The following is a 26,309-nucleotide window of genomic DNA, read 5'->3' as shown; positions in this document are numbered from 1 at the left end:
AGTGTCTTCTTATTCCACTTTTATTTCGAATATATTAGACCATAATAGGTTTATTAATTATCAACAAAGCTGATAAATTGTTTGTGATGATCCCCGGTGTGCTATTTCACTGCCTGTCAGTCGTCGAGAATTGAATTTCGGGGCGTCAGTCCCGTCCGGTAGGCCGCCCACGGCTTGGGGAACAGATTTTGTTTCAATTTCCTGCCGCGGCTGCCCAGGATTGTTTTGCCCAGCAACGCCATATTGTATGAGATAATATATTTTCTTTTCATCTTTATGAGCTTTTTCATCAGATCATGCCGACCGTGTTTGTGCATGAAGGTGATGAAATCGTCCATATAGGTCAGGGTGCCGGAATCTACCGGTTTCATCTGGTCCAGATCACCATGGATGCTGAAGTCCGGCAGGCTTCTGGATTTTTTACCCAGGACATAAAGAATGACTGATGTTCTGACACATTTGGAACAATTGCCGCAATTGTCACACTGGGAATAACAGCACACCTGTAGCTGGTCGAGAAGTTCCTGGTAATGCGCTATAAATTCCGTTTTGTAGCTTCGACTGGCTTCCAGTCCATCATGGATGATGGTGGTGTTATCTGTACTCCATTGAGTGTCCGTCAGGGGATGGGAGCCGCAGGGAAACAGGTCTTTGTAGGTATTAGAAGAAGGGATAAAAAACGTTTGTGCGTTGAGGGTAACGCCGAGGCAGGCGAGAATGCTGCCGGTTACCGGGACCCAGTGCAGGTTTCGTTTGTGCAAAAACTCAATGGCATTGTGGGAAATCTCGATCAGTTTTTTACCTTCCGCGTCGGCAAATCTCTGGCGATCAGCGACACATTTCTGCCATTCTTCGTCACTTCGGCAGGCATCCATTCCTTTTAGAACTAGAAGGTGTGTTATGCGCTTTCTGTGCTTGGCATAACTGTAACTGCTGTCGATTCCACCGGAATAGCAACAATAAACATCATTACTTTTCTGATCCGGAGTGCCGGTTTCCGCGATCAGCTCTACAGGGTTCAGGTCGCTGTTCCAGCAGGTGTAGATATTTTGTATCTCTTCAAAACCGCGAAGAAAATCCTCTGAGACGGGAAAAGCTGGATCAATAGTGATGGGAATATCGCGCAGCATGGCGTCAAAGAGGCAGAAGGGAATAAAAGCCTCCGGCCTTGCCCTCAGGGGAATATCTGCCGGAAACCGGAACCAGACTTTTTCACCGTCAACGATTGCCGACAGTTCCTGATAATCCGGATATCGGTCGAGACTGATATCTGAAATAAAAATACTGTTGTCAGATCCTGTGTTGCCAGTCATGAAAATTCCCCCGTTTTTAGGTCTTCCCCTGTAGCGATTGCCCGAGAAGAGGTGTGCTTCACAGCAAAAAATCTGATTTTCTTTTCCGACATAGAGCTGAAAAAAAAGTTAATAACGGATTCTGACGTAACTGCCCGGTGCATCCTCAATGACCTCAAGCTTGCCGTCGCCAGGAATTCTGGCGGCGATTTTTTTGCCGGATTTTTCTTTCAGCCATTTATGCCAGTCCTCCCACCAGCTTCCGGGCTTTTCCTCCGCCTGTTCCAGCCATTGATCAGAGCTTTCCGGTGTCTCCTGGTTTACCCAGTGGTTGTATTTATTGGCGGAAGGCGGGTTGACGACACCGGCAATATGACCGGAACCGGCCAGCATGAAACGCCGCTCTCCGGTGAATTGCTGGGTCGCTTTATAGACTGATTTCCACGGGCAGATATGGTCGGATTGTGCCGCCTGGATATAGGTGGGGATTGATATGTTGGACAAATCGATGGGTGTGTCGTGGAGTACAAGCTTGCCCGGTTTGACCAGATTGTTTTCGAGATACATTTCTCTCAGGTACTGGCTGTGACAGGCCCGTGTCAGTCGGGTGGAATCGCTGTTCCAGTAGAGCAGGTCAAAGGGGAAAGGATCCCGGCCCAGAAGATAATTATTGATCACAAAGGACCAGATCAGGTCGTTGGAGCGCAACATATTAAACGTCTGGGACATGGTCGTGCCGTCCAGATAGCCTTTATCCTCCATCATCTTTTCCATCACGGCAAGTTGACGGTCATCGACGAAAAGTTTTAATTCACCGGATTCACTGAAGTCAACCTGGGTGACCAGGAAGGTTGCGCTTTTGAACCGATCGATGGAATCCTTGGCCCCGAGGAACGCAAGCGTACAGGCCAGCAGGGTGCCGCCAATGCAATAGCCAACGCCGTTGACCTGTTTTTCGCCGGTTGCATCTTCGATGGCGCCAAGCGCGGACAGGGGACCAAGGGTCATATAGTCGGAAAAATCCAGTTCAGCCATGCTTTTGTCCGGGTTTTTCCAGGAAATGACAAAAACCGTATATCCCTTTTCGGTCAGCCATCTGATCAGGGAGTTTTCCGGTCTCAGGTCGAGGATATAGAATTTGTTGATCCAGGGCGGGGTAATCAGGATCGGGGTTTTATAAACTTTTTCCGTGATCGGGGTGTACTGGATCAGCTGGATCAGCTCGTTCTGATAAACAACTTTGCCCGGGGTGCTGGCGATGTTTCGACCCGGTTCAAAAGCCGTTTCGTCAGTCATGCTGACCCTGAATTCGCCGGTTTGAGGGTTGATGTCACGGGCGATATTTTCAAGGCCCTTGAGCAAATTTTTGCCATTTTTTTCGATGGTTTCCCGGATGACTTCCGGGTTAGTCATGGCAAAGTTGGTCGGTGACATGGCGTCAACAAACTGCCGGGCATAGAATTTCAGCTTCTGTCCCTCGTGGCTGTCGGCCGACGGGTTTTCATTGACAAGATCTTCAATCCACTTGGAGGTCAGCAGATAGGACTGTTTGATATAATCGAAGACCTGGTTTTCTTCCCATTCCTTGTCTTTGAACCTGCGGTCGTCCCGTTCCGGACGCGTGATCGGCTCCACGTCCTGTTCTCCGGCCATCTTTTTAGCCGTTGTCTGCCACAGCTTCATATAGTCCTTCCACAGGTTGACCTGTTTTTTGACAATTTGCTCGGGGTTTTCAGCAAAATATTTGGTCATTTCCATCATCGCGCCGGACAGGTTAAGGGGGTCAGGATCTGCAGGACCGGAGTGATCTTTATGTTTTTCCAGAAACTCGGTTGCCAGCTTCTGAAATTTCTCCGTATATGCCTTCATGTTTTCAGCAAATTGCTCCATATCCGGCATTTCCTTGTCCATAAATATCCTCCGTGATTATCCTGTGGTTTAATGACTGATTTTGGCGCCTCATGATATTTTATGTTCCTTGCCATTCTTATGACAGAGTTTTTTCCTATTTTTTTCATATTTTCGATGAATGAATGTTTTCGAGATGTCAAATAACTGCTAAAGAGATGGCCTGCCGGAAATGGCCGGCCAATTTTAGATAACTTAAGCGAGTTTCCAATGGAGTCAGAATTCTACCGGATCAAAAGATTACCGCCCTATGTTTTTGCTGAAGTCAATGCGATGAAAGCAAAGGCGCGAGCGGCCGGAGAAGACATCATTGACCTTGGTATGGGTAACCCGGATCTGGTGCCGCCACAGCATGTCCTCGACAAGCTGGTTGCGACCCTGCCTGATCCCAAAGCCCATCGCTATTCCGCGTCCAAAGGGATTCCCGGACTGCGCAAGGCGCTTTGCGGTTATTACAAACGGCGGTTTGATGTGACGCTCAATCCGGACAGCGAGACGATCGTTACCCTGGGTTCCAAGGAAGGACTTGCGAACCTGGCCCAGGCGATCACTGCACCGGGTGATGTGATCCTTGTACCCAATCCGACATACCCCATTCATCATTTCGGGTTCATTATTGCCGGGGCGACAATTCGCCACCTGCCGCCGGGTACCCAGGACAACTTCATGGAAAACCTGGAGCAGGCCGTGCGCCACAGCGTGCCGAAACCGCTGGCCCTGGTGCTCAATTATCCGTCCAATCCGACGGCCGAAGTGGTTGATCTGAGCTTTTATGAGAAAGTAGTGGCCTTTGCCCGCAAGCACGGCGTTTACGTGCTGTCTGACCTGGCCTACTCGGAAATTTATTTTGATGACACACCGCCGCCGTCTATCCTGCAGGTAGAGGGGGCCAAGGATATTGCAGTGGAATTCACCTCCCTCAGCAAAACCTATTCCATGGCCGGCTGGCGTATCGGTTTTGCCGCAGGCAATGAAAAACTGATCAGCGCCCTGACCCGGGTGAAATCCTATCTGGACTACGGCGCCTTCACACCGATCCAGGTGGCAGCGACAGCCGCTCTGAACGGGCCGCAGGACTATATTGATGAAGTGCGCGCCATTTACAAAGTCCGGCGGGATGTCCTGGTGCAGGGGCTCGATGCCGCCGGCTGGCCCATTCCGACGCCAAAAGCGACCATGTTTGCCTGGGCGCCGATCCCCGAGGCGTGGAAAGAAGTAGGCTGCATGGAGTTTTCCAAACAGCTTTTGACCCATGCCCAGGTCGCGGTCTCGCCAGGGATTGGTTTCGGCGAATATGGCGAAGGCTATGTGCGTATTGCCATTGTGGAAAATGAACAGCGTATCCGCCAGGCGGTCCGCAATATCAAACGCTTTATGTCGAAGAGTGACGAATATCTGGAGGAATCCAGACAGCACCTGAAAGACAGGGAAGAAAACAAGTGAGTAATCCGTTGAGAATTGCAGTTGCCGGTCTGGGAACAGTCGGTGTCGGTGTCGTGAAGATCCTTGAAACACACAAGGACCTCATCCAGTCCCGTTGTGGCCGGGCGATTGAAATTGTGGCCGTGTCCGCCAATAACCGGGTCCGTGACCGGGGTGTGGACCTCACCGGTTATCAGTGGTTCGACAATGCGCTGGATTTTGCCGGTCTGGACGATGTCGATGTGGTTGTCGAACTGATTGGCGGCTCTGACGGGATTGCCAAGGAACTGGCGCAGAAATCCATTGCCAGCGGTAAATCCTTTGTCACCGCCAACAAGGCCCTGATCGCCCATCATGGTGCGACTCTGGCCAATGCGGCGCAGGAAGCCGGTGTTGCAGTCCGCTATGAGGCAGCTGTCGCCGGCGGTATTCCGATTATCAAGGCCATCGGTGAGGGATTGGCGGCCAACAGGCTCAATCTGGTTTACGGTATCCTCAATGGCACCTGTAACTATATCCTGACGACCATGGAAGCCAAGGGGCAGGGCTTTGACGAGGTTCTGGCCGAGGCCCAGCGTCTGGGTTATGCGGAAGCCGACCCCACCTTTGATGTGGACGGTATCGATACAGCGCACAAGCTGGCTATTCTCTCAAGTGTCGCCTTTGCCACCGAGACAGATTTTGATCATGTCTATACAGAGGGCATTCGGCGCATTGAAGCAGTCGATATCGAGTATGCCCGCGAAATCGGATACCGTATCAAGCTTCTGGGAATTTCCCGTCTTACCGATAAGGGGCTGGAGCAGCGGGTGCACCCGGCTATGGTAAAAGTCGAAGAGCCCATCGCCCAGGTCGAAGAGGCTTTCAATGCGGTTGTTGCGGAAGGCGACTTTATTGACCGGACGTTCTATCAGGGACGGGGGGCAGGCCAGGGGCCGACAGCTTCGGCGGTGGTTGCGGATATCATCGATATCGCCCGCGGCCATAGTGGTCCCGCGTTCTTTGTCCCGGCCGACCAGCTCACCAAGGCAAAACCGGTTTCGATCAGCGAGCATGAAGGGGCTTACTATATTCGCCTTCATGTTCAGGAAAAGTCCGGAGTGATTGCGGATATTACATCTGTGTTGAAAGATCATAATGTTTCACTTGATGTCATGCTGCAGAAGGGGCATGAACAGGATGGTTCAGTATATATTGTTCTGGTGACACACAAAATACAGGAAAAAGTCCTGTCAGAGGCCCTGGCCGGGATCGGAGCGCTTTCCTCCGTGCAGGAAGAGCCGCTGGCTATTCGTATTGAAAATTTGTGAGACAATTTGAAAAATGCTCCGTAAAGGAATAGTCTCACGCTTAAAGACAATGAAATATATTGGGAAAGCATAGATAAAGGAATTGTGATCTTATGTCGTTTGAATCAAATTTGGACCGTCTGTTTGTCCTCGAACTTGTCCGGGTAACCGAGGCCGCTGCAGTGGCTGCCGCCAAACTGGTGGGTAAAGGTGATGAGAAGGCAGCTGACGCCGCAGCCGTGGATGCCATGCGGAAAGGCTTAAATAAAATGGATATCCAGGGCCGGGTTGTGATCGGCGAAGGCGAACGTGACGAGGCGCCGATGCTCTATATCGGTGAAGAAGTCGGCACCGGAAACGGACCGAAAGTGGATATTGCGCTTGACCCGCTGGAAGGCACGACCATTGCAGCCAAGGCTGACCAGAATTCACTGGCTGTTATTGCCCTGTCTGAAGAAGGTCACATGCTGAACGCGCCGGATGTTTATATGGACAAGATCGCAGTTGGCCCTGGCCTGCCGGAAGGCATTGTCGATCTGGACAAAACACCGGCGGAAAATATCAAAGCCGTGGCCGATGCCAAAGGCCGGTCCGTCAGCGATATGCTGGTCTGTATTCTTGATCGGCCGCGTCATGCCGACCTGATCAAGGCCGTGCGCGAATCCGGTGCCCGCATCAAGCTGATCGGTGACGGGGATGTGGCCGGTGTAATCGCCACCACCAACCCGGAAACCAGTGTCGACATCTACATGGGGTCTGGCGGCGCACCGGAAGGTGTTCTGGCGGCGGCAGCCCTGCGCTGTATCGGTGGCCAGATGCAGGGACGCCTGTTGTTCAGAAACGATGACGAACGTGGCCGCGCCCGCAAATGGGGTATCGAGGATCTGGACCGTAAATACAGCACGGAAGACCTGGCTAGTGGCGAGGTGATTTTTGCCGCGACCGGTGTGACCGACGGCACCATGCTGCGCGGTGTTCACAGCTCTGCCGACGGTAAAAAATACACCACTGATTCTGTCGTTATGCGGTCCAAGACCAAAACCGTGCGCTGGATCAAGGGCGAACATCATCGCAAGAAAAGCTGATGACAGGGACTTTTGACACGGAACAGAGTGAATATCTGCTCGGTGTGGAAAAGTCTGTCACGGGGCGGGCCTGGAAAGTCAGGCCCGCTGAATATCGTGAAGTCCAGGCGATCAGCCAACAGAATAGCGTCTCCGAAATCGTCGCCCGTGTTGTTGTGGGGCGCGGCGTTTCCATAGAGGAGGCGCCGCAGTTTCTTAACCCCACCCTTCGCGACAGTCTGCCTGACCCGTCTGTCTTCAGGGATATGGACCTGGCCTGTCAGCGACTGGCGGACGCCATCATTAACAATGATAAGGTTGCCGTCTTTGGTGACTATGATGTGGACGGGGCAACATCTTCGGCGCTGTTCCGGCGGTTCTTCACTGCCCAGAACCGGGATCTCCTGGTTTATATTCCCGACCGCATGAAAGAGGGGTATGGCCCCAATGCGGAGGCCTTCCTGAAACTGAAAGAGCAGGGCGCCCAACTGGTGGTGACCGTGGACTGCGGCATTGTCTCTTTCGATCCGCTGGAGATCGCAGCGGACGCAGGCCTCGAGGTGATTGTGGTCGATCATCACCAGGCAGAGCCGGCTTTGCCGAAAGCCGTGGCGGTGGTCAATCCCAACCGGCTTGATGAAGTAGACGGCTATGGGCAGCTTGCCGCTATCGGAGTGTCTTTTCTGGTGATTGTCGGCTTGAGCCGGGAACTGCGGAAACGTGGCTGGTACGACGAGCAGGGTCTTAACGAGCCGGACCTCATGAGCTGGCTCGACCTTGTGGCCCTTGGCACCATCTGTGATGTTGTGCCGCTCAAGGGTATTAACCGGGCGCTGGTGTCCCAGGGACTGAAAATCATGGCCCGGCGTGGCAATATGGGGATCAATGCCCTGATGGACGTCTGCGGCACCACAGAGGCCCCTGGAACCTATCATGCGGGTTTCCTGATCGGCCCCCGGGTCAATGCCGGCGGACGGGTCGGACGCTGCGAAACCGGTTATGAAATACTCAGCACCAATGACAGCGTTCATGCCAACATGCTGGCGCGGGAACTGCACCAGTATAACGCAGAACGCCAGGCCATCGAAATGATGGTGCTGGAACAGGCAAAACAACAGGTGGCGGCCAAAATAGGTCCCGGGGGCATGGTCCCGCCGGTGATTATCGCCCATGGCGACGGCTGGCACCCGGGAGTGATCGGTATTGTTGCCGGCCGGCTCAAGGAACTCTATCAGCGCCCCACTTTTGTCATTGGCATTGACGAGCATGGTATCGGCAAGGGTTCCGGCCGCTCCATCCCCGGTGTGGACCTGGGGGCGGCGGTGACGGCGGCCCGTCAGCAGGATCTGCTGATCAATGGCGGCGGCCATGCCATGGCGGCCGGCCTGACCGTGTCCGGCGAGCTTCTGGAAGAATTCGAGGAATTTCTGGCCCAACGTCTTGGCCAGTATGTGGATGAGGCGCTGCAGGGCCTGAGCCTTAAGCTGGATGGGGCGCTGGCGGCTTCGGCGGTGCGTCCGGAACTGGTAGAGGAACTCAACCGGGTTGGTCCCTACGGCCAGGGCAATGCCCAGCCGCGCTTTGCGCTGTCCCATATGAAAGTGACCTATGCCGATGTTGTGGGGCAGGACCATGTCAAATGTTCGCTGCAGGGACGGGACGGTGTCACCATCAAGGGCATGGCCTTCCGGTCGGCGGAACAGCCGCTCGGGCAATTGATCCTGGGATCCCGCGGACAGATGATCCATGTGGCCGGAACCCTGAAAAATAACAGCTGGAACGGGCGGACCACAGCGGAAATCTTTATTGATGATGCGGCGCCGGTCCGCTGATCACAAAGGCTTGCCGGGCGATTTTACAAAAAAGTCATTTTTTTGGGAAATAGCTATTGACCGGACCCGGTGAAACGGTTAGAAACCACCTCACCAAGCCAAGTTGGCCCCTTCGTCTAGTGGTCTAGGACGCCGCCCTTTCACGGCGGAAACACGGGTTCGAGTCCCGTAGGGGTCACCATCCTTTCCTTTCAATAAGTTAGCGGAAAGGGTGGTCCAATGTTTCCCACTTTCCACAAAATGTTTCCCATTTTTCAAGATTTTTCGAGCTTCAGAATTGCAGCTTCGGAGAGTTTTTTTCGGTTCACTTTCCGCGCATATTCCTGGATGATTTGGAGAGTTTGACCGGTCACGGCAGATGTCTCTGCTTCGGTGCACCCAGCTTCCAGAAGCATGTTTACAGCATTCTTTCGAAGTCCGTGAGGCTTTGATGTGTTCAGGAAGGTTGAACTCGTTTCTCACGCGCCTGAAACGATCTCTGATCGCGTCCTCTTCAATCGGCTATTTCCCCTAAAAAAGGGAAAAGCGAATACAGCCACACCCCATGCACCTTCTGAAGAATACAATCCGGTGCTTTTTAGATCCTAAGCATTTGGGATGCGTTTAACTTTCATATATTCGCCTCTGACTCCCCTGTATTCACTTTATTATTGGGGATTGTGATAAAGTTTTGATCTAGAGAGCTTTTGCCCGTTAACCTGCGAATACAATTTCTCCCGCATTTGTATTCGCCTGTTTTGCCCAGGTTCAATGGTGGATATCAGGTGTCGCTTATATGGCGTTTTGCAGTTACATCCTCCACGGATGGTTCATAGCGAACTAGCGGGGGCGTGAGCCCAAAAGCTGTCAAATCTTTTCTTACACTGGAAGATGTGCCGGAAAAGTAAAGTTCTGTCCCCTGGCGTTGAACTTTATGAGCAAGTCCCTCAAGTGTGCTTGCCGCTGTTGAGTCAAGGAAAGGTACTGTACTGAAATCAATAATGAAGACCTTGTTGCTGTCTCCAATTCTATCCAGAACCGATCCGATAGATGCTGCTGCCCCAAAAAAGAAAGCGCCGGAGATGCGATAAACGACAACGTCCGGGTCTGTTGCTGCAGTTTGATCGTAAGGTTCTCGCTCGTTATTTTCATCATCTGCCCTGTCATCCGCAACAAACGGAATATGGGTTTCAATGGCTGTGGTCTTTGACATCCGGTAAATAAACAGGACGGATCCCAGGGCAAAGCCGACAACAATGGCTTCGGTAAGATCCCTGAATGTCGTCAGCAAAAAAGTCGTCATCAATACGGCGGCATCTCCACGGGACGCCTTAAGAAGGGTAAGGAAGGCATGTTTCTCAATCATGTTCCAGGCAACGATGGCGAGGACGCCCGCCAGGCTGGCCAGCGGGATATAACTTGCCAATGGTGCGGCGACAAGGATGAACAGGAGCAGGAAGAGCGCGTGCAACATTCCAGCGACAGGGCCGTGTGCGCCGGCGCGTATGTTTGTTGCAGTCCGGGCAATGGTGCCTGTGACACAGATCCCGCCGAACAGGCCGGAGGCTATATTGGCGACACCCTGTGCCACAAGTTCGCAGTTGGAACGATGCCTTCTTCCGGTCATGCCGTCCGCCACAACGGCGGAAAGCAGGGATTCGATGGAGCCGAGCAGGGCAAAGGCAACGGCGTTGGGAAGCACAGCCATGAATTTTGCCATACTAACCTCCGGCAGGGTCGGCATCGGCAGGTTGCCGGGGATGCCACCGAACCTGGAGCCGATGGTTTCAACAGGCAGATCAAGCAATGCTGTGGCAGCAGCAGCAAAGGCGACTGTCATGAGGAGACCGGGCCAGGCAGGACGATATTGTTTGAGAACTGTGATCGCCAGGACCGTGAATAGGGAAAGACCGAGTGTCATTGGTTCCACTGTGGGCAGGCTTTCCCAGAGCACAGGAAGTTTCTCAAGCATTGGTCCCGGTTCCGGGGCCGACAGAGTCAGTCCCATAAGTTCCTTGATCTGACTGGCAAAAATGATGACAGCGATGCCTGCTGTGAACCCTACTGTCACCGGATAGGGGATAAATTTGATAAATGTTCCCATGCGCAAATAGCCGATGGCCAGCAGGAGCATTCCCGAGATTATGGTCGCAAGCAGCAGGCCATCCATGCCATGAGCCTGAACCGTTGCAGCCACCAGCACAATAAAAGCCCCGGCAGGACCGCCAATCTGGAACCGGCTTCCGCCCAGTAAAGAAACGAAAAATCCGCCAATGATTGCCGTGTACAGCCCCTGGGCGGGAGTAGCCCCGGAGGCAATGGCGATGGCCATGGACAGAGGAATGGCGACGATGGCGACTGTGAGCCCGGCAATGGCGTCGGACCGCAAATGCCGGAGACTATATCCTTCTTTCAGGATAGTTATGATTTTTGGCGTGAACAGTTCTGTGAAGCTTGGGGAAGTGACAAGTTGTTTTGTCGTATCTTTCGTGGTCATTTTTTTGCGGCGGCCTTTGTTTTAAGGCGGCGGCTTCGTCGGCATCTGTCGGCGGTCACCGTCGTGTGAAGAAAAATCATTTATGCTGAGAGGTCTCGGACAGGTTCTTTCAGACGAACTCCTCTTCCCCCGGAGGGGCTTTGGGTGTTTTCACCGATAAGTTCAATTCCGGCTCGCTCCAGAGCGTCTACTACTTTCGACAACGAGGAGACGACGCTGCGGACATTGCCCTGACTGCCTTCCATGCGCTGGATCGTGGGCAGTGACACATCGGAGAGTTCAGCCAATTCCTTTTGGCCTATACCCAGTAATGCCCGGGCGGCCCGAATCTGTGATGAGGTAATCATTCTGTAGGCTTTCTGATTTTTAATTGCATATGTATATATAAAACAAAGATTATGATGTTTAAAACATAATTATTGATAAAGCACACATAAAAGACTCATTCGTACCCTGTACCCGGGGCGCATCGGCGGTGTCTGAAATATGTGCGGGGCGTGATATTTTTCCCTCTGACCCCCGTTAACTCCTTATGAAATAAGGCGGTATCACATCCGAGCTACGCTTGCTTTTATCTTGCTGTACGCCCCACACTTTTCAATAACTCCAGGACCTCTGCGCCTTTCCCGCGCCCCGCATCAAAACATCCTACGCCCCGCAACTATACTCACATGAAACCCGACAAGTGGTTGCGGGTGATTTAGTCACTACGGATTGATTCCGCTCTCCAGAGGTTACCTGGAGGGCGGTAGATCGCTTATTTTTCATGAGAAGATTGTACGAAATTCAGGGAATAGAGAAAAAGAATAGCCCCGAAAGTCGGGGCCGAAACAAGGAGAATGCGAGTGATTTATGCTCAGGGTATTGTTATGCAGCTACATGCTTTGAGCTGTTACCTTTGTCATTTTTGGGATTGTTTTCAGACTGATCTGTGATGGCTCCTTTTACTCAGAAGTAGGAGCCTCCGGTAATACCGGGGCGGTTCAACCTGGTTCTTGACTCGGGTCTCACTGAGTCGGTCAATCCTCTACTAAGACCACGTAGTGTCTTTTATCATTTTGATTTCATTTAATTTTCTACTATACTTTACATCCTGTAACTATTGTTTAGATCATGACATGAAGCGTGTGATTGACAAATATCCTTATGATATGTCTCTTAACTAAGTAATTTTGAGAAGTATATCAGTCGTTAGTCCATGTATACTTCTGGCTTGAAAGTTTCCCGGATCTCAAATGCCTCGGTTATGGTTTCGAATGGAAGGCAATGACCGGTATGGACAATGCTACATGGTGGATTTTTGAAAAAAGATAGGGCTTTTATATGAGCACAAAAGTAATCCGTTCTTTTGAAACCGATCTGGATTTTCTAGATGGTTCTACTCTGATGATTACGGGGGGTACCGGGTCCTTTGGTAAAATGCTGACCAAAACATTGCTGGATCGCGCAAAGCTGAAACGCCTGATTATTTTTTCCCGGGATGAATTAAAGCAATATGAGATGGAACAGTCTTTTGCAGGCCATGCCAAAAGCAAATGCCTCAGGTTTTTCATCGGGGATGTCAGGGACAGAAACCGTCTGGATATGGCTCTTCGTGGTGTGGATTATGTGATTCATGCGGCGGCTCTGAAGCATGTCCCCATTGCCGAATATAATCCGTTCGAATGTATTAAAACCAATATTTTCGGTGCCCAGAACCTCGCGGAAGCGGCAATAGGGTGTGGGGTTAAAAAAATTGTCGCATTGTCTACTGATAAGGCAGCAAGTCCGCTTAATCTTTATGGTGCTTCGAAGCTGGCCTCGGACAAGATCTTTGTGGCGGCAAATGCCTTGGGTGGCAACCAGGACTTTTCCTGTTCCGTCGTACGGTACGGAAATGTATTGGGCTCACGCGGTTCCGTCGTGCCCTTTTTTCAGAAGTTGATCGCGGATGGGACGGATCATCTTCCGGTGACGGATATGCGGATGACACGTTTTTGGATCACCCTGCAACAGGGAGTGGATTTTGTTCTCAGTTGTCTGGAAATGATGCACGGGGGAGAAATATATATTCCCAAAATCCCCAGCATGAAAGTTTGTGATATGGCGAAGAGTCTGGCCCCGGACCTCAATATCCGTGAAATAGGGATCCGGCCCGGAGAAAAATTGCATGAACAAATGATCACCCGGGACGATGGCCGGCAAACGATCGCTCTGCATGATCGTTATATCATCACACCGCAATTCAGGTTCTGGTCTGATAAATTCTATACAGAGGAACATGCGACGCCTGTTCCCGAGGGTTTTGAATATTCCAGTGATACAAACCCGGAATGGCTGGGGGATGAGGAATTCTGTGAGTTATTAAAGTTGATGTAGCTTTGCCCGGAATGGTTTTCCTGCTTTGTATGCCGTTGGTCAGAAACTATAGGTGACTCCCAGGGAAATCACCGGATAATAGCGGAAAAAATCGATCCCATCGGCCACATTCTGTTGCTCTTGCAGGATATTTTCCTGGAAGGTAGCGTTATTGGACAAGGTCCCGCCGGTGGAGGTGAGGGATACCCGGGGAGATCCAGTGAAAACCACACCAATGTCGGCAGCGAAATTCCAGCCGCCTTCTTTTCTCACATTATGTCCGAAGCCGATCCCCACATAGGGGGAAACATCGCGGAAGTCGATCCTGCCGGCCAGGGTGCCTACTTCTGCCTGAGTGTAGTCCTGGTCGCCAATGCTGTAAGTTGGGGCATCCACTGCTTGCCCGTTCAGGCTGTTTTTATCCCAGACGCCGCCGGCGGTAATCCGGAAGCCATTGTCAAAGGGATGGTAGTCGACAAGGAAGTTGACGCTCTTTAGTTCAAGGTCCAGGTCATAATCGATGTCACTTTCGCTCATCGTCCGGCTCAACTGAAAATAGTTAAAATCGACCCGGAAGGCCATGTGGTCGGACAGGCCGGTGGTCAGCTCGACGCCCAAACCCTGTGTGCTGGCCTTAAAGGCGCCAGAGCTGCCGGCATGGGCCGGGGATTGTATCATGCCGGCTGTCATTGCAACGGACAGTGCAATCACATGTTGTTTGAGTGTACTCATGAGCTTGCCTTTTTTGTTTCCGTAATATGGAGAGCATTTGAAATTCTCTCGATAACGAAAGTGAGCTTAGAGGGGGTTTCTTTCCAATTGGTTATTAATAGATCCAGTTTTTAATAGATCACTCCACTCGCAGGGCTTTTGGGCAAGCTTTCAGGAAAACCTGATCCTGGTCTCCAATGATAATTTTGGCCTGCTGTGCAGCCTTTTTGCCTTTTAGGAAACAAGCATTAGATAATTATAATAAAATTAATAAATTATGTATTAGCATCTAAGCGGAAATAGGGGTTTGTGTGCGAGTAACCCGCAAAGTTTTGCCAAAATGCTCAGTGAATATAAGAAATAGGCAAGGAAATGGACATAGAACAAAAAAAAATTCTTTATCGCTTAACTCCTGACGGGATTGATACGTTACGCGCTGCCAAACCGGTCATTATGGCCCTGATGCATAATGTTCTTGATGATTTTTACAGGATTCTGCAGTCGAATGATCATCTGAGGAATATTCTTGGGGATTCTGATCCGGAAATGCTCAAGAAGATGCAGAAAAAGCATTGGGATACTATTTTCAGTGGCCAATTCGATGAAAATTATATGGAAGAATGTCGCAGGATAGGTCAGGCCCATCATGCGATCGGACTTGACCAGGTTTCTTTCATTAGCGGATATAATTTCATATTGCAACGTTTGGGCAAGGAGCTTTTCGAGCTGGATGAACCCGAAGAAAAAAAGTCAGCCCTACACGGTCTTGTTCAGTCTGCCCTGATGCTGGATATGGGATGTATTTTATCCGAATATGCCAGTTCCCGCTCAAACGAGCGTGAAACCCTGACGGCGCAGAAATTCTCTAACGAGATGATCGACAGTACGATCGAAATTTCCATGGCGATGAATGAAACAGCGATCGTCAGCTCCAATATGGTACATGCCATTCAGAAGGTTGATGATAATGCGCAGAGGATCGCGGCTGCGATCGAGGAAACCGTGGTAAGCATGAACAGCATCAACCAGTCCACACAGGAAGCGGCTTCCACGGCCGGTAATGCCAGGAGCAAGGCGGCTGACGGAACGGCTATTGTGGAAAAGGCTTACCAGCAAACAGAGCAGATTGCTGAATCTGTTCTGAATTCTGTTGCGCAGGTGGAGGCTCTTTCGGAGGCGTCGAAAAGAATTGGAGATATTGTTTCCCAGATTGAGGATATTGCCGGCCAGACCAATCTTCTGGCCCTGAATGCGACCATTGAGGCCGCCCGGGCCGGAGAGGCCGGACGCGGTTTTGCCGTCGTGGCGTCAGAAGTGAAGACACTCTCCACCCAGACAGCCCAGGCCACTGTGGACATCAAGGACCGCATTCAGTCGCTGGTCAAGGAGATGACCGGGATTGTCACGTCAATGCATAGTGCCAAGAGTGAAGTGGAAAGCGGCCAGGAAGTTATGGTCCAAGTCAAGGAACATATGTCCGATATCGATAAAAATATCGATCAGCTAAATCACCTGATGGCGGAAGTGGCAAATGTTCTTGCAGAACAGGAAAAAGCGACGAGCGAAGTCTCCAGCGGAGCATCTAATATTGCCGATGAATCAGGCAAAAACTCAAAATATATTATGGAAGTTGTGGAATCTATGAAAGATGTCGCTTCCCTGGTCAGTCACCAGATTGAAGCCTTTGGCAAACACGAAGTTCCAAACAAGGTGCTGCGGATTGCCAAATCCGACCATATTATCTGGAAAAAACGCCTGCGGGATATGATGGTAGGCCTGGAAAGCATCAGTGCTCAGGAGTTGTCGGATCATCATAGTTGTCGTCTTGGGAAATGGTATTATGGGGAAGAGTCTATTCCTTACCGTGATCATCCGTCCTTCAGGGCACTGGAAACCTGCCATAGGCTGGTCCATGAACATGGCATTCAGGCGGCAAAGGATCATGAAAAAAGTAATCATTCAAGCGCCATGCAGAATATGGACGGCGTAGAGCAGGCTTCCGCTGAAGTGATTAAACATCTTGATGACCTGATCAGGGCGTTTACGACCAAGGCTGCCTGACAACCGATATAAATACAGCTTTTATCCGATCCGCTGGACATTTTATGGCGGGTCGGGTTTTTTTTGAGATTTATCAATTTATTGAATTAAGAAATCAGGTAAAATGGCATCATGCGCGCCATGATCCTGAACTCTGTTGCTCCGCTTTCCGAAAACCCGGCCCCGCTTGAACTGGTGGATCGGCCCGATCCTGTGCCCGGTGACGGTGAAGTCCTGATCCGGGTTTCCGTCTGCGGGGTCTGCCATACCGAACTGGATGAAATCGAGGGCCGGACACCGCCGCCATATTTTCCAATGATACCGGGCCATCAAATATCACCATCTATGCTATGATCTTTCAAGAGACCTGAGAGGTAAAATCACGCTCTGGTAAGGGATAAAAAAAAGAAAAGGGATTTGAGAATGAAGAATATCTTTCTGGTTGTAATTTTGTTTCTTGTGGGAAATGGGCCTGCATATAGTGAAAGCGTAGAAACCTTAAAAACGTCAGGCTTAAAAGAGCCTGTCGAGATCGTTAAGGACAAATGGGGGATTTCTCATATTTATGCCAAAAACCAGTCTGATCTCTTCTTTGCCCAGGGCTATAACGCGGCCCGGGACAGGCTGTTTCAATTTGAAATCTGGCGACGTAAAGCCCTTGGGACGCTTGCGGAGATTCAGGGCGACAAGGCTTTAACCCACGATAGAGGGGCCAGGCTTCTGCGATTTCGGGGTGATATCAGGCAGGAAATGGCCCATTATCATAAAGATGGAATTCAGATCATAACGTCGTTTGTGGAGGGGATTAATGCTTACATCAAATTGACGGAAAAAAGGCCGGATCTGCTCCCTCTCGAATTTAAAATGCTTGACCTCAAACCGGGATACTGGACGCCTGAAATTGTTGTTTCCCGGCATAATGCTCTCACGGGCGGGGTGTCAACGGAAATTATGCTGGCCGAAACCATTGAGGCATTGGGGGCGGAGACCGCCAAAAAGATATTGCCTTTTTACCGGAAGGCCTATTTGAAAGCATTTGAGGGCGTTGATCTGTCAAAAATACATACAGATATTATGTCAGATTACGTGGCTTCCCGAAATATGCCGGAATTTGAACAGGAAGATCTCAAAAACCTCAAAGAATATTCAGCACAGAGGCTTAATCAGAAGACGGATTTTCAGCGGGAGAAATTCACAGAAAATCTGTTCCATGATCCGCTTCAGGGCGTGAATGCCCTGGGCAGCAATAACTGGGTTGTTTCGGGACGCAAAACAAAAAGCGGTATGCCCCTCATGGCCAACGACCCTCATCGCGCCATTCAAAGCCCTTCATTGCGCTATTGGGTGCATTTAAATGCACCGGGGTGGAATGTGATCGGCGGCGGAGAACCTGTATTGCCGGGCATTTCAATCGGCCATAATGCTTATGGCGCGTGGGGATTGACCATATTCTGGATTGATCAGGAAGATTTGTATGTCTATGAAACCAATCCTGATCAGCCAAATCAATACTGGTATAAAGGGGAATGGAAAGACTTTGAGGTTGAAAAGACCCGGATTAAAGTCCGTGGCAAGAACACGGTCACCGAAGTTCTGAAATATTCCATACACGGTCCTGTTCTTTTTGAGGATCAGGAAAATCATATTGCCTACGGGATGAAAGCCGCTTGGCTTGATATTGGAGCAACCCCCTATCTGGCAAGTCTGCGCATGGATCAGGCGACCACCTGGGAAGAATTCAGAGACGCCTGTTCGTTCTCTGGTCTGCCCGGGGAGAACATGGTTTGGGCAGATCAAAAAGGAAATATTGGCTGGCAATCAGTGGGTCTGTCTCCGGTCAGGTTTGGATGGAGTGGCAGCCTTCCCGTTCCCGGGAATGGTGAATATGAATGGAGTGGTTATGTTCCGGTCAAGTCCATGCCTCACCTCCTGAACCCACAGGAGGGATGGTACGGGACAGCGAATAACTACAATATACCTGATGGGTATCCCAATATTTTTAGTGACTTTTATTCAGACCCGGCCCGGATATTTCGTCTTCAGGAAGCGATGGAGAAGTCAGAAAACCATAGCATAAAAGACTCTATCGCATTGCAATATGATACTAAATCGATGACGGCGGAGAAAATCATATCTCTTTTTAAAAATTTAAAGGTCTCGGCGGAGCTGAAAGCGGTCAGGTCAAAGCTCATAAATTGGGATTACATGATGGGCAGGGACAGTGTCGCCGCAACAATTTATGACAAATGGGAAACGGTTCTGTTCGAAAATATAACGAAGCGGGTTATTCCTGAGACGAAGCTGGCCGCTGTCCCGGAAATAAGAAGAGAGAAAATACTTGAATGGCTGGTGACACCGCCAGAATTTGTTTTTGGGAAAGATGCTGTGAGGATGAGGAATACCGAAATGGTTGAAAGCCTTAAAATAGCGGTGCAGAGCCTGAAAAAGGATAGGGGGCCGGATATGGAGGACTGGATATATGGGAAAACCCATTATGCCCAGATCATTCACCCTTTCAGTCATTTATTGAACAAGGATATGCAGGAAAAAGTAAATACTGCACAACTTCCTCGAGGCGGAAGTGAAAATACATTGAATGTAAATTATGGTGCCCCCCGTCAAACGTCAGGTGGGAGTTTCCGGATTATTGTCGACACCTCAGACTGGGATTTGACCGTTGGCACCAATACGCCAGGTCAATCAGGTGATCCGGATAGTCCCTATTACAAAAATCTGTTTACAGACTGGAATGAAGGCGATTATTTCCCGGTATTCTATACCAAAGAGAAAATTAAGGAGGTAACAGATTACACCCTGAGACTTTTACCTGATTAGTAAATGATGGATTTAGACAACTTCGGAAAGGTTCAAAGAATTCTTCTGGATATTGGTCATTCTCTACAAAAAACCGGAAAGAAGGCAGGCTTGTAGAATGAAAATTGGGAGAATAGTTTCATGCGCGCCATGATCCTGAAATCTGTTGCTCCGCTTTCGGAAAACCCGGCTCCGCTTGAGCTGGTGGAATGGCCCGATCCTGTGCCCGGTGCCGGTGAAGTCCTGATCGGGGTTTCCGTCTGCGGGATCTGCCATACCGAACTGGATGAAATCGAGGGCCGGACACCGCCGCCATATTTTCCAATGATACCGGGTCATCAGGTCGTCGGACATATTGAGGCGGTGGGGGAAGGTGTCCCGGACCTGATCATTGGGGGCCGTGTTGGTGTAGCCTGGATATATTCGGCCTGTGGTACCTGCCGCTTTTGTTTGCGGGGAGAGGAAAATCTTTGTCCGGATTTTCGCGCAACGGGGAGGGACGCCAATGGCGGTTATGCCGAACTGATGACAGTCCCCGCATCATTTACCTACCCCATCCCTGATCTATTCGGTGACGCCGAGGCGGCGCCGCTTCTCTGTGCCGGTGCCATCGGCTATCGCTCCCTGCGCCTGACCGGGCTGATCAATGGACAGAATTTGGGCCTGACCGGTTTTGGCGCCTCTGCCCATCTGGTGCTGCAGATGGTGCGCCACAGTTTCCCTGACACAAAGATTTTTGTTTTCGCCCGGCAGGAGGAAGAGAGGGCCTTTGCCCGTAACCTGGGAGCACACTGGGCGGGCGATACCATGGATCATGCGCCAGAACAGCTGCATGCCGTGATTGATACCACTCCTGCCTGGCTGCCGATTGTCGCTGCCCTGCAGAATCTTGAACCGGGCGGCCGGGTGGTCATCAATGCGATCCGCAAGGAGGCGGGAGACAAGGAAGCTCTGTTGCGCCTTGAATATCCTGAGCATCTCTGGATGGAAAAGGAAATCAAGTCTGTGGCCAATATAACCCGTACCGATGTTCAGGAGTTTCTCAAGCTTGCTGCTGAAATTCCCCTGCAGCCGGAAATCCGGGAATATCCGCTGGAAGACGCCAACAAGGCGTTGCTGGAAATGAAAAACACACATATCAAGGGCGCCAAGGTTCTTCGCGTCAGGAGTTAGATTGCCTTTTGTGATTCTGACGTTGTTATGATCGTGCCAGCGGGCGGGTCAGGCAAGTTGGTCCGCCTTCGCCCTTGCGGCTGATTTCGTCACCCTTGTAAGTCTGTACTGTGCAGCCGGCGGCTTCAAGGCGTCTCTTCGTTTCAGGCAAATTATCCAGCATCAGAAGATCACGCGGTCCCAGGGCAAGAACGTTGCAGCCCATGGGGATGAATTCCTCTTCCGGCACTTCGACAAATCCGATGCCCTTCTCCTGCAGCCAGGTAATGAAACTGTCCGGCATCAGTGGCCGGTAAATCAGCGCCAGATCCTTGTCCAGCGGAGAGATCATGCTCATCAGGTGGAAAACATCCTCTTCATGATCCGGGGCCGGGAGGGGCACGACATGGACTTCGACTTCCTCACCAAGAAGGCCCTGTAGCTGTCTGATGCCTTCTGCATTCGTTCGCGGACCGAATCCGACTGCGCAGGTGGTGTCGTCAAGCCAGATGAAGTCGCCGCCTTCAAGGGTTCCTGGAGCGGTAATCTGGCCGAGCACTGTTTCACCGGCCTGTTCCAGCAGGCGGGCGTTACAAGCCGGTTCGTTGCGTCTGCTGACACGACCCATACGGCAAAGAATAAGCCCATTCGGGCTGACCAGAAGCGCATCACGGGCATAAATGGAATCCAGCGTCAGTTCCTCTGCGCCGGGCAGGTCACTGACGGTTGCTCCGGTGCCTGCAAGAATGTCGAGAAAGGCTTCATATTCGCTGACCGCTTCCCTGTAATCTGGCCTGGCGTGGAACCGTAGCGCCTGCCATTCGGCCCCGGCCTTTTCATCATTCACAAAGGATGCTGCAGGAGACCTTACCGCGATGCGGCTGATTTTCCCATATTCGTTAAAGCCTGTCATTCAACCGCCTCAACCTGTTCCACTTCAGTGATATGCACATGCAGCCAGGCATAGATGGGCATGCCCACGAGCAGCAGTATAAATCCCCAGAAAACCGTCTGGTCGCCGGAGCCGATAATGACCCAGGTGGTATAGACAAAAGCCGCCAGGGAGAGAAAGGTGGTCTGCAGGGGGGCAGCCTTGCCCACCTTTCTGAGCAGGACCAGTTCGGCCACGGCGGAAAAGGCATAGGGGATCAGGACTGACAGGGTGGAGAGCAGCAGCAGGAATTCAAAAGCGCCGCGCAGGCCCTTGGTATAATTCATCATCAGCAGGACTGAGGCGATGACACCCAGCACCAGGAGGGAAAAGGCAGGTGTGCCGTTTTTAGACAGTTTGGCGAAGCTGAGCAGAAACAGTTTATCCCTGGCAGCTGCCATCGGGGTCTGCGCACCGACAAGGATCAACGCATTCAGGGCGCCAATCATGGAGATCATCGCGCCAACGGCGACGAATTTGGCCCCGAAAGGTCCCATCATGGCGGTTGCCGCGTCTGAGAAAGGACTTGTTGATGTGGTCAATACCTCCGGCGGCACAACAAGCATTACCCCGAATGTGGAAACCAGATAGACCAGGGTGACGGTTATGGTTCCCCAGAACATGACCCTGGGGACGGTTTTCTCAGGTTCAATCACATCATCTGCCGGAATGGTGGCGCATTCGATGCCGACAAAGGCCCACATGGTCATAATCGCGGCGGCGCTCAGGGCGGAGAAGGGGTTTCCGTCGGTCGGGTTCATTTCCGGCATATAATTTCCGCTGATATGAAAAAATCCAAGTCCGCCGATCAGCAGCAGAGGTAAAATTTTCAGAATTGTCGTGATCAGCTGGATGATGCTTGCTTCCTGAACTCCCTTTATGTTGAGTGCCACAAGAAGCCAGATCAGGCCGAGGCTGGCAATCAGGGAAGCGACCGGATTCTCAGCCAGTCCAGGAATAAAAACGTCGAGATAGCCGACGAAACCAACAGCTACGGCAGCCACCGACGTCCAGATGGAGATAGAGTACCCCCACATGGTCAGAAAGGCGGCAAAGTCGCCAAGGCCTTCCCGGGCATAGGCATAGGGGCCGCCGACTTTTGGAATGGCTTTGGTCAGGCGGGAGAGCATCAGCGCAATCAGCAGTGTACCACCACCAGTGACCAGAATGCTCATCAGCCCGAGGCCTCCGAACGGGGCCAGCAGGGCAGGCATCATGAAAATGCCGGAGCCGATCATCATACCGACCACAAGCGCCCATGTACGCCAGAATCCCATGCATGGTCTTACTTTCACATCTTCAGCCATTTTACGTACCTGTTTCATACCCTTTATTTTGTCAGAGTATAGGGGAGGGATTGTACAAATGTACAGAACTTTAATAGCGTCCTGGAGGCACCCCGTGGCGAATGCATCTTTGCCATATTGTTTCCTGTTGTTATAAGATACAGGCAAAACAGTGTGTGGGCGAAGAATGAAAAAAGAAAAAAGCATTTTCAGTGTGGATTATGAAGGTGACAACAAGCGTCAGTTGTTTGTGGAAGCCACCATTTGTGCCCTTGCTGAAAACGGTTACAAGGGAACGACCGTCCGGAAAATTGCCGAATACGCCAAGGTTGCCCCTGGCCTTCTGACCCATTATTACAGCGGCAAGGATGAATTGATTGCGGAAAGTTACCGCTATCTGGCTGGTGAGTTTCTTGACCGGTTCCAGGCAAGTATCGCCCGCAACAGTGAAGAGCCGCTGGAAGCCCTGAAGATATTTTTTCTCAAAACCTTTGAAGTCGACAATATGGATCCAAGGCTGCTGAAAGTGTGGTTGTCCTTCTGGTCGCTCACCCTGATCCGCAAGGATCTTGCCCATATTCATCGGGAAACCTATCGGCAGTATATCGGCTCCATCGAGGACATGCTGGGTCAGGCTTATGCCATGGACAATCGGGCTGTAGCACCGGAATTGATCAAAAGGCAGGCGATCGGAATTAACGCTCTGCTGGATGGATTATGGCTGGAATGGTGTCTTGATCCGGAAACCTTCTCGCGTGCGGAGGGTCTCCGGATTGTTCATGAATTTGTGGAAAGCACCACCGGTTTGTCTGTGGGGCTGCCGCCGGAGCTTAATGATCCCGAATGATTTCCATCGCAGCATTATGGCCGGGCGCCCCTGTCACCCCGCCGCCGGGATGGGTGCCTGATCCGCACATATAAAGCCCTTTGACAGGTGCCCTGTAATTGCCGTAGCCGAGAAGGGGCCGGGCGCTGAACATCTGGTCCAGTGTCAGGTTGCCGTGCATGATATCACCACGGGTGAGGCCGAAGGTGCGCTCAAGATCAAGCGGGCTCATGATCTGCCGCCCGACAATGCTTTCTTTGAAGCCGGGAGCGAATTTTTCAACCTGGTTAATGATTGCATCGGCCGCTTCGTCCCGGTGTTTGTCCCAGTCAACGTCAGGGTCGAATTGCTGGCAGAACAGGCTTGCCACATGCTGGCCTTCCGGCGCGAGAGTATCATCGAGGGTGGACGGAATCAGCATTTCGACGATCGGCGCACGGGACCACCCTTTTTCCCGGCAATCACGATAGGCCTGGTCTATATAGGCCATGGTCGGGGCAATGACAATGCCGCCGGTCAGGTGATCCGGGGTCGCCCGGGCTTGCTTTTCCAGGCAGGTGAACCGGGGCAGTTCTTTCAACGCCACATTCATGCGGAAGGTGCCGGATCCGTTCTTGTAATGCTTCATGCGGCGTGAAAAGTCTGCGGGCAAGTGTGCGGCATCGACAAGTTCGTTGTAAAGCAGGGAGGGGTTGAGGTTGGAAATGATAATATCGGCGCGGAGTTCCTTGCCGGTTTCAAGCCGCACACCACATGCTTTGCCATTTTCGACAATGACTTTCCGGACAGGGCAACCAGTCTCGATCTCGACACCCTTGGATCTGGCAGCGCTTGCCATGGCCTGGGTGATAGCGCCCATGCCGCCGATGGCGTGGCCCCAGACGCCTTTCTTGCCGTTCACTTCGCCAAAAGCGTGGTGCATCAGAACATAGGCCGTTCCCGGCGTCATGCTGTCCGCATAGTTACCAACAACACCGTCAAAGGCAAAGGCACCCTTCACATACTCGTTCTCGAAATAGAGGTTCAGGAAATCGGCAACGCTCTTGGTGAAAATATCCATCACGATCCGCTGATCCTCCAGCGAAAGCTTGCGCAGACGATTGGCAAATTTCGCGGTTTTGAAAATATCACGCAGACCGCCACCGGCATTTGGCGGAGTTTCCAGCAGAAAGTCCCGGATCAGGTCGGCAACCATTTCAGTATCCCGGAAATAACGATCCAGTTCGTTGGCATCCTTTTGCGAAAAGAGGGCGATTTCCGCCTTCAGATTCTCTCCTCCGACCACAAATGACAGATAGTTGCCGTCTTCATGGGGCCAAAGGTTATTGACCCGGCGCTCTAAAATCGTCAGGCCATGGGCATGCAGGTCGAGATCACGGATGACCTTGGGATTCAGAAGGCTGACTGTATAGGAAGCAACAGAATTTTTAAAACCCGGATGAAATTCCTCGGTCACGGCTGCGCCGCCGACCACATCACGGCGTTCCAGAACGCGAACCCTGATGCCTGACTGCGCCAGATAATTTGCGCAGACCAGTCCGTTATGTCCACCGCCGATAATAATAGCCGTTTTTGTCATAAAATAATCCTAGCCAGAAAATTAAATTCATATATTATTGGTATTGTACAACTGTACAATAAAGTCAACAGGCAAATATGTGAATAGTATAGACGTGTGAAGGAAGTCGAGCATGGCGGCTGAAAATTTATCCCGGGATAAAAGGACAATGGCAGAACTGATTGCCGATTATCAGCCCGGATATTCGATGGAGCATAGATTTTACAAAGATCCGGAAATTTATGAGACGGAAGTTCGTAATATTCTGCTCAAGCACTGGATTCTGGCGGGCCATGTCTCACAGGTTCCGAATCCGGGTGATTTTTTTCTGTTTGAGTTTGATCGGGAATCCGTGATTGTCATCCGTACCCGCGAAGGAGAAATCAAGGCCCATCTGAATGTGTGCCGGCACCGCGGGTCCCATATCTGTCTTGAGAAGGAAGGAAATGCAAAACTTCTGACCTGTCCCTATCATGCCTGGTCTTTTGACCTGGACGGAAATCTGGTGGCGGCCCGGCTGATGGCTGATGATTTCGACAAATCAAAGAATGGTCTTCATGCGGCCCATGTGGCGCTTGTGGGCGGTCTTGTTTTTGTCTGCCTTGCAGATGAACCGCCGTCACTGGACGGGATGAGGGAAGACCTGGCTGATGTTTTTGAAACCTTCGGCTTTGACCATATGAAACTGGCGGCCAGCAAAACATTTCCCATTGCGGCCAACTGGAAGCTGGCGGTGGAAAATTACCAGGAATGCTACCATTGTACGCCATCCCATCAGGAATATGCCAAGATCCATGCCCTTGCTCTGGCACCGGAAAAATTCGGTGAACTTAAAAAGGACTTTCTTGAAACAGGCAACAGTGCGATACGGACCCGGGAGTCCTCTTTCTATTTTGATCGGGCCAAACCGGGAGAAGAAGGCTATCAATATGGCCGCAATCCGCTTCTCAGGGGCATGAAAAGTGGTTCTCTGGGCGGGGAAGAAGTGGCGCCTTTGCTGGGCAAAATCGACCGTCATGACGGTGGGGCATCCGAATTCATGGTCGGGCCGTTGAGTTTCTTCCTGATTTACAATGACCATATGGTAGGGTACCGCTTTGTACCCAATTCGCACGACAGCTGCAGCTGTGATGTGTTCTGGTTTGTCCGGGATGATGCGGAAGAGGGCCGGGATTATGATCTGGAGAAGCTGACCTGGTTGTGGGATATTACCACCCAGGCTGACGAGGAAATTATCGTCAATAACCAGAAAGGCGTGGATTCCCATTATTATGCGCCGGGCCGGTTGTCGGAAATGGAATCTTTCGAGCAGAGTTTCCTGAACTGGTATCTTACTGCCCTGAAGGGCGAATAAATTAAAATGATAAAGAG

19 protein-coding genes and 1 tRNA gene are annotated in these 26,309 nt (G+C 51.3%); 12 read left to right on the top strand and 8 right to left on the bottom strand.

Annotated features, from left to right (window positions below):
• Positions 1-116 precede the first annotated feature (116 nt).
• Positions 117-1,313 (bottom strand): hypothetical protein, encoded by a 1,197-nt coding sequence (locus ACORNT_RS13660; protein ID WP_321391901.1) that lies wholly within the window; start codon positions 1,311-1,313, stop codon positions 117-119.
• A 108-nt stretch (positions 1,314-1,421) separates the two neighbouring features.
• A complete protein-coding gene (locus tag ACORNT_RS13655; protein WP_321391898.1) occupies positions 1,422-3,203 on the bottom strand; it encodes a class I poly(R)-hydroxyalkanoic acid synthase in 1,782 nt (593 codons plus the stop codon).
• Between the two features lie 207 nt (positions 3,204-3,410).
• Here ACORNT_RS13655 and ACORNT_RS13650 point away from each other — a divergent pair, with 207 nt between their 5' ends.
• The 5 genes from ACORNT_RS13650 to ACORNT_RS13630 all read left to right on the top strand — a co-directional run bounded on the left by ACORNT_RS13650 (position 3,411) and on the right by ACORNT_RS13630 (position 8,988).
• On the top strand, positions 3,411-4,643 hold the full coding sequence (locus tag ACORNT_RS13650) for an LL-diaminopimelate aminotransferase (RefSeq protein WP_321391895.1): 1,233 nt from the start codon (positions 3,411-3,413) through the stop codon (positions 4,641-4,643).
• Positions 4,640-5,932 carry a homoserine dehydrogenase gene (locus ACORNT_RS13645; RefSeq protein WP_321391892.1) on the top strand — a complete coding sequence of 431 codons (1,293 nt, stop codon included), beginning with the start codon at positions 4,640-4,642 and terminating at the stop codon, positions 5,930-5,932. Before ACORNT_RS13650 ends, ACORNT_RS13645 begins: the two co-directional genes overlap by 4 nt.
• A 92-nt stretch (positions 5,933-6,024) precedes the next feature.
• A complete protein-coding gene (glpX, locus tag ACORNT_RS13640) occupies positions 6,025-6,996 on the top strand; it encodes a class II fructose-bisphosphatase (protein WP_321391889.1) in 972 nt (323 codons plus the stop codon).
• Positions 6,996-8,807: a single-stranded-DNA-specific exonuclease RecJ gene (recJ, locus tag ACORNT_RS13635; RefSeq protein WP_321391886.1), complete on the top strand. Its 1,812-nt coding sequence runs from the start codon at positions 6,996-6,998 to the stop codon at positions 8,805-8,807. The genes glpX and recJ overlap by 1 nt, the downstream gene beginning before the upstream one ends.
• Positions 8,808-8,912: 105 nt before the next feature.
• Positions 8,913-8,988, top strand: a tRNA-Glu gene (locus ACORNT_RS13630).
• 579 nt (positions 8,989-9,567) lie between these two features.
• Here the strand turns inward: ACORNT_RS13630 and ACORNT_RS13625 are convergent.
• Both ACORNT_RS13625 and ACORNT_RS13620 read right to left on the bottom strand, forming a co-directional pair.
• Positions 9,568-11,283, bottom strand: coding sequence for a SulP family inorganic anion transporter (locus ACORNT_RS13625; protein WP_321391883.1), 1,716 nt, complete (start codon positions 11,281-11,283; stop codon positions 9,568-9,570).
• An 80-nt stretch (positions 11,284-11,363) separates the two neighbouring features.
• Positions 11,364-11,630 carry a transcriptional regulator gene (locus tag ACORNT_RS13620; RefSeq protein WP_420717497.1) on the bottom strand — a complete coding sequence of 89 codons (267 nt, stop codon included), beginning with the start codon at positions 11,628-11,630 and terminating at the stop codon, positions 11,364-11,366.
• A gap of 976 nt (positions 11,631-12,606) precedes the next feature.
• Here ACORNT_RS13620 and pseB point away from each other — a divergent pair.
• Positions 12,607-13,641 (top strand): UDP-N-acetylglucosamine 4,6-dehydratase (inverting), encoded by a 1,035-nt coding sequence (gene pseB / locus ACORNT_RS13615; protein ID WP_321391881.1) that lies wholly within the window; start codon positions 12,607-12,609, stop codon positions 13,639-13,641.
• Between the two features lie 39 nt (positions 13,642-13,680).
• Here pseB and ACORNT_RS13610 read toward each other — a convergent pair whose 3' ends face one another.
• Positions 13,681-14,352 (bottom strand): hypothetical protein, encoded by a 672-nt coding sequence (locus ACORNT_RS13610; protein ID WP_321391879.1) that lies wholly within the window; start codon positions 14,350-14,352, stop codon positions 13,681-13,683.
• 351 nt (positions 14,353-14,703) lie between these two features.
• Here ACORNT_RS13610 and ACORNT_RS13605 point away from each other — a divergent pair, with 351 nt between their 5' ends.
• The 4 genes from ACORNT_RS13605 to ACORNT_RS13590 all read left to right on the top strand — a co-directional run bounded on the left by ACORNT_RS13605 (position 14,704) and on the right by ACORNT_RS13590 (position 20,358).
• Entirely contained in the window at positions 14,704-16,392 is a 1,689-nt protein-coding gene (locus ACORNT_RS13605) for a methyl-accepting chemotaxis protein (RefSeq protein WP_321391877.1), read from the top strand.
• Between the two features lie 111 nt (positions 16,393-16,503).
• The gene (locus tag ACORNT_RS13600; protein WP_321391874.1) at positions 16,504-16,725 is read left to right on the top strand and encodes an alcohol dehydrogenase catalytic domain-containing protein; all 222 of its coding nucleotides are present in this window, start codon (positions 16,504-16,506) and stop codon (positions 16,723-16,725) included.
• 69 nt (positions 16,726-16,794) lie between these two features.
• Positions 16,795-19,206, top strand: a complete 2,412-nt coding sequence (locus ACORNT_RS13595; RefSeq protein WP_321391871.1) for a penicillin acylase family protein — start codon at positions 16,795-16,797, stop codon at positions 19,204-19,206.
• A gap of 120 nt (positions 19,207-19,326) precedes the next feature.
• Complete coding sequence (locus ACORNT_RS13590) at positions 19,327-20,358, top strand: zinc-dependent alcohol dehydrogenase family protein (protein WP_321391868.1); 1,032 nt, start codon at positions 19,327-19,329, stop codon at positions 20,356-20,358.
• 25 nt (positions 20,359-20,383) lie between these two features.
• Here the strand turns inward: ACORNT_RS13590 and ACORNT_RS13585 are convergent, their stop codons facing one another.
• Both ACORNT_RS13585 and ACORNT_RS13580 read right to left on the bottom strand, forming a co-directional pair.
• Positions 20,384-21,250 (bottom strand): dimethylarginine dimethylaminohydrolase family protein, encoded by an 867-nt coding sequence (locus ACORNT_RS13585; RefSeq protein WP_321391865.1) that lies wholly within the window; start codon positions 21,248-21,250, stop codon positions 20,384-20,386.
• Positions 21,247-22,575: an APC family permease gene (locus ACORNT_RS13580; protein WP_321391862.1), complete on the bottom strand. Its 1,329-nt coding sequence runs from the start codon at positions 22,573-22,575 to the stop codon at positions 21,247-21,249. The genes ACORNT_RS13585 and ACORNT_RS13580 overlap by 4 nt, the downstream gene beginning before the upstream one ends.
• 166 nt (positions 22,576-22,741) lie before the next feature.
• Here ACORNT_RS13580 and ACORNT_RS13575 point away from each other — a divergent pair, with 166 nt between their 5' ends.
• Positions 22,742-23,401 (top strand): TetR/AcrR family transcriptional regulator, encoded by a 660-nt coding sequence (locus tag ACORNT_RS13575; protein WP_321391859.1) that lies wholly within the window; start codon positions 22,742-22,744, stop codon positions 23,399-23,401.
• Here ACORNT_RS13575 and ACORNT_RS13570 read toward each other — a convergent pair.
• A complete protein-coding gene (locus ACORNT_RS13570; protein ID WP_321391857.1) occupies positions 23,385-24,959 on the bottom strand; it encodes an NAD(P)/FAD-dependent oxidoreductase in 1,575 nt (524 codons plus the stop codon). The two genes, ACORNT_RS13575 and ACORNT_RS13570, sit on opposite strands and share 17 nt — an antisense overlap.
• Before the next feature lie 148 nt (positions 24,960-25,107).
• Here ACORNT_RS13570 and ACORNT_RS13565 point away from each other — a divergent pair, with 148 nt between their 5' ends.
• A complete protein-coding gene (locus ACORNT_RS13565) occupies positions 25,108-26,292 on the top strand; it encodes an aromatic ring-hydroxylating dioxygenase subunit alpha (RefSeq protein WP_321391854.1) in 1,185 nt (394 codons plus the stop codon).
• Positions 26,293-26,309: the final 17 nt, after the last annotated feature.

It is taken from the genome of Emcibacter sp., assembly GCF_963675455.1.
Classification (GTDB): Bacteria; Pseudomonadota; Alphaproteobacteria; order Sphingomonadales; family Emcibacteraceae; genus Emcibacter.
Note: the sequence above shows the minus strand (reverse complement) of the source record. Positions and strands in the feature narration are given on the sequence as shown.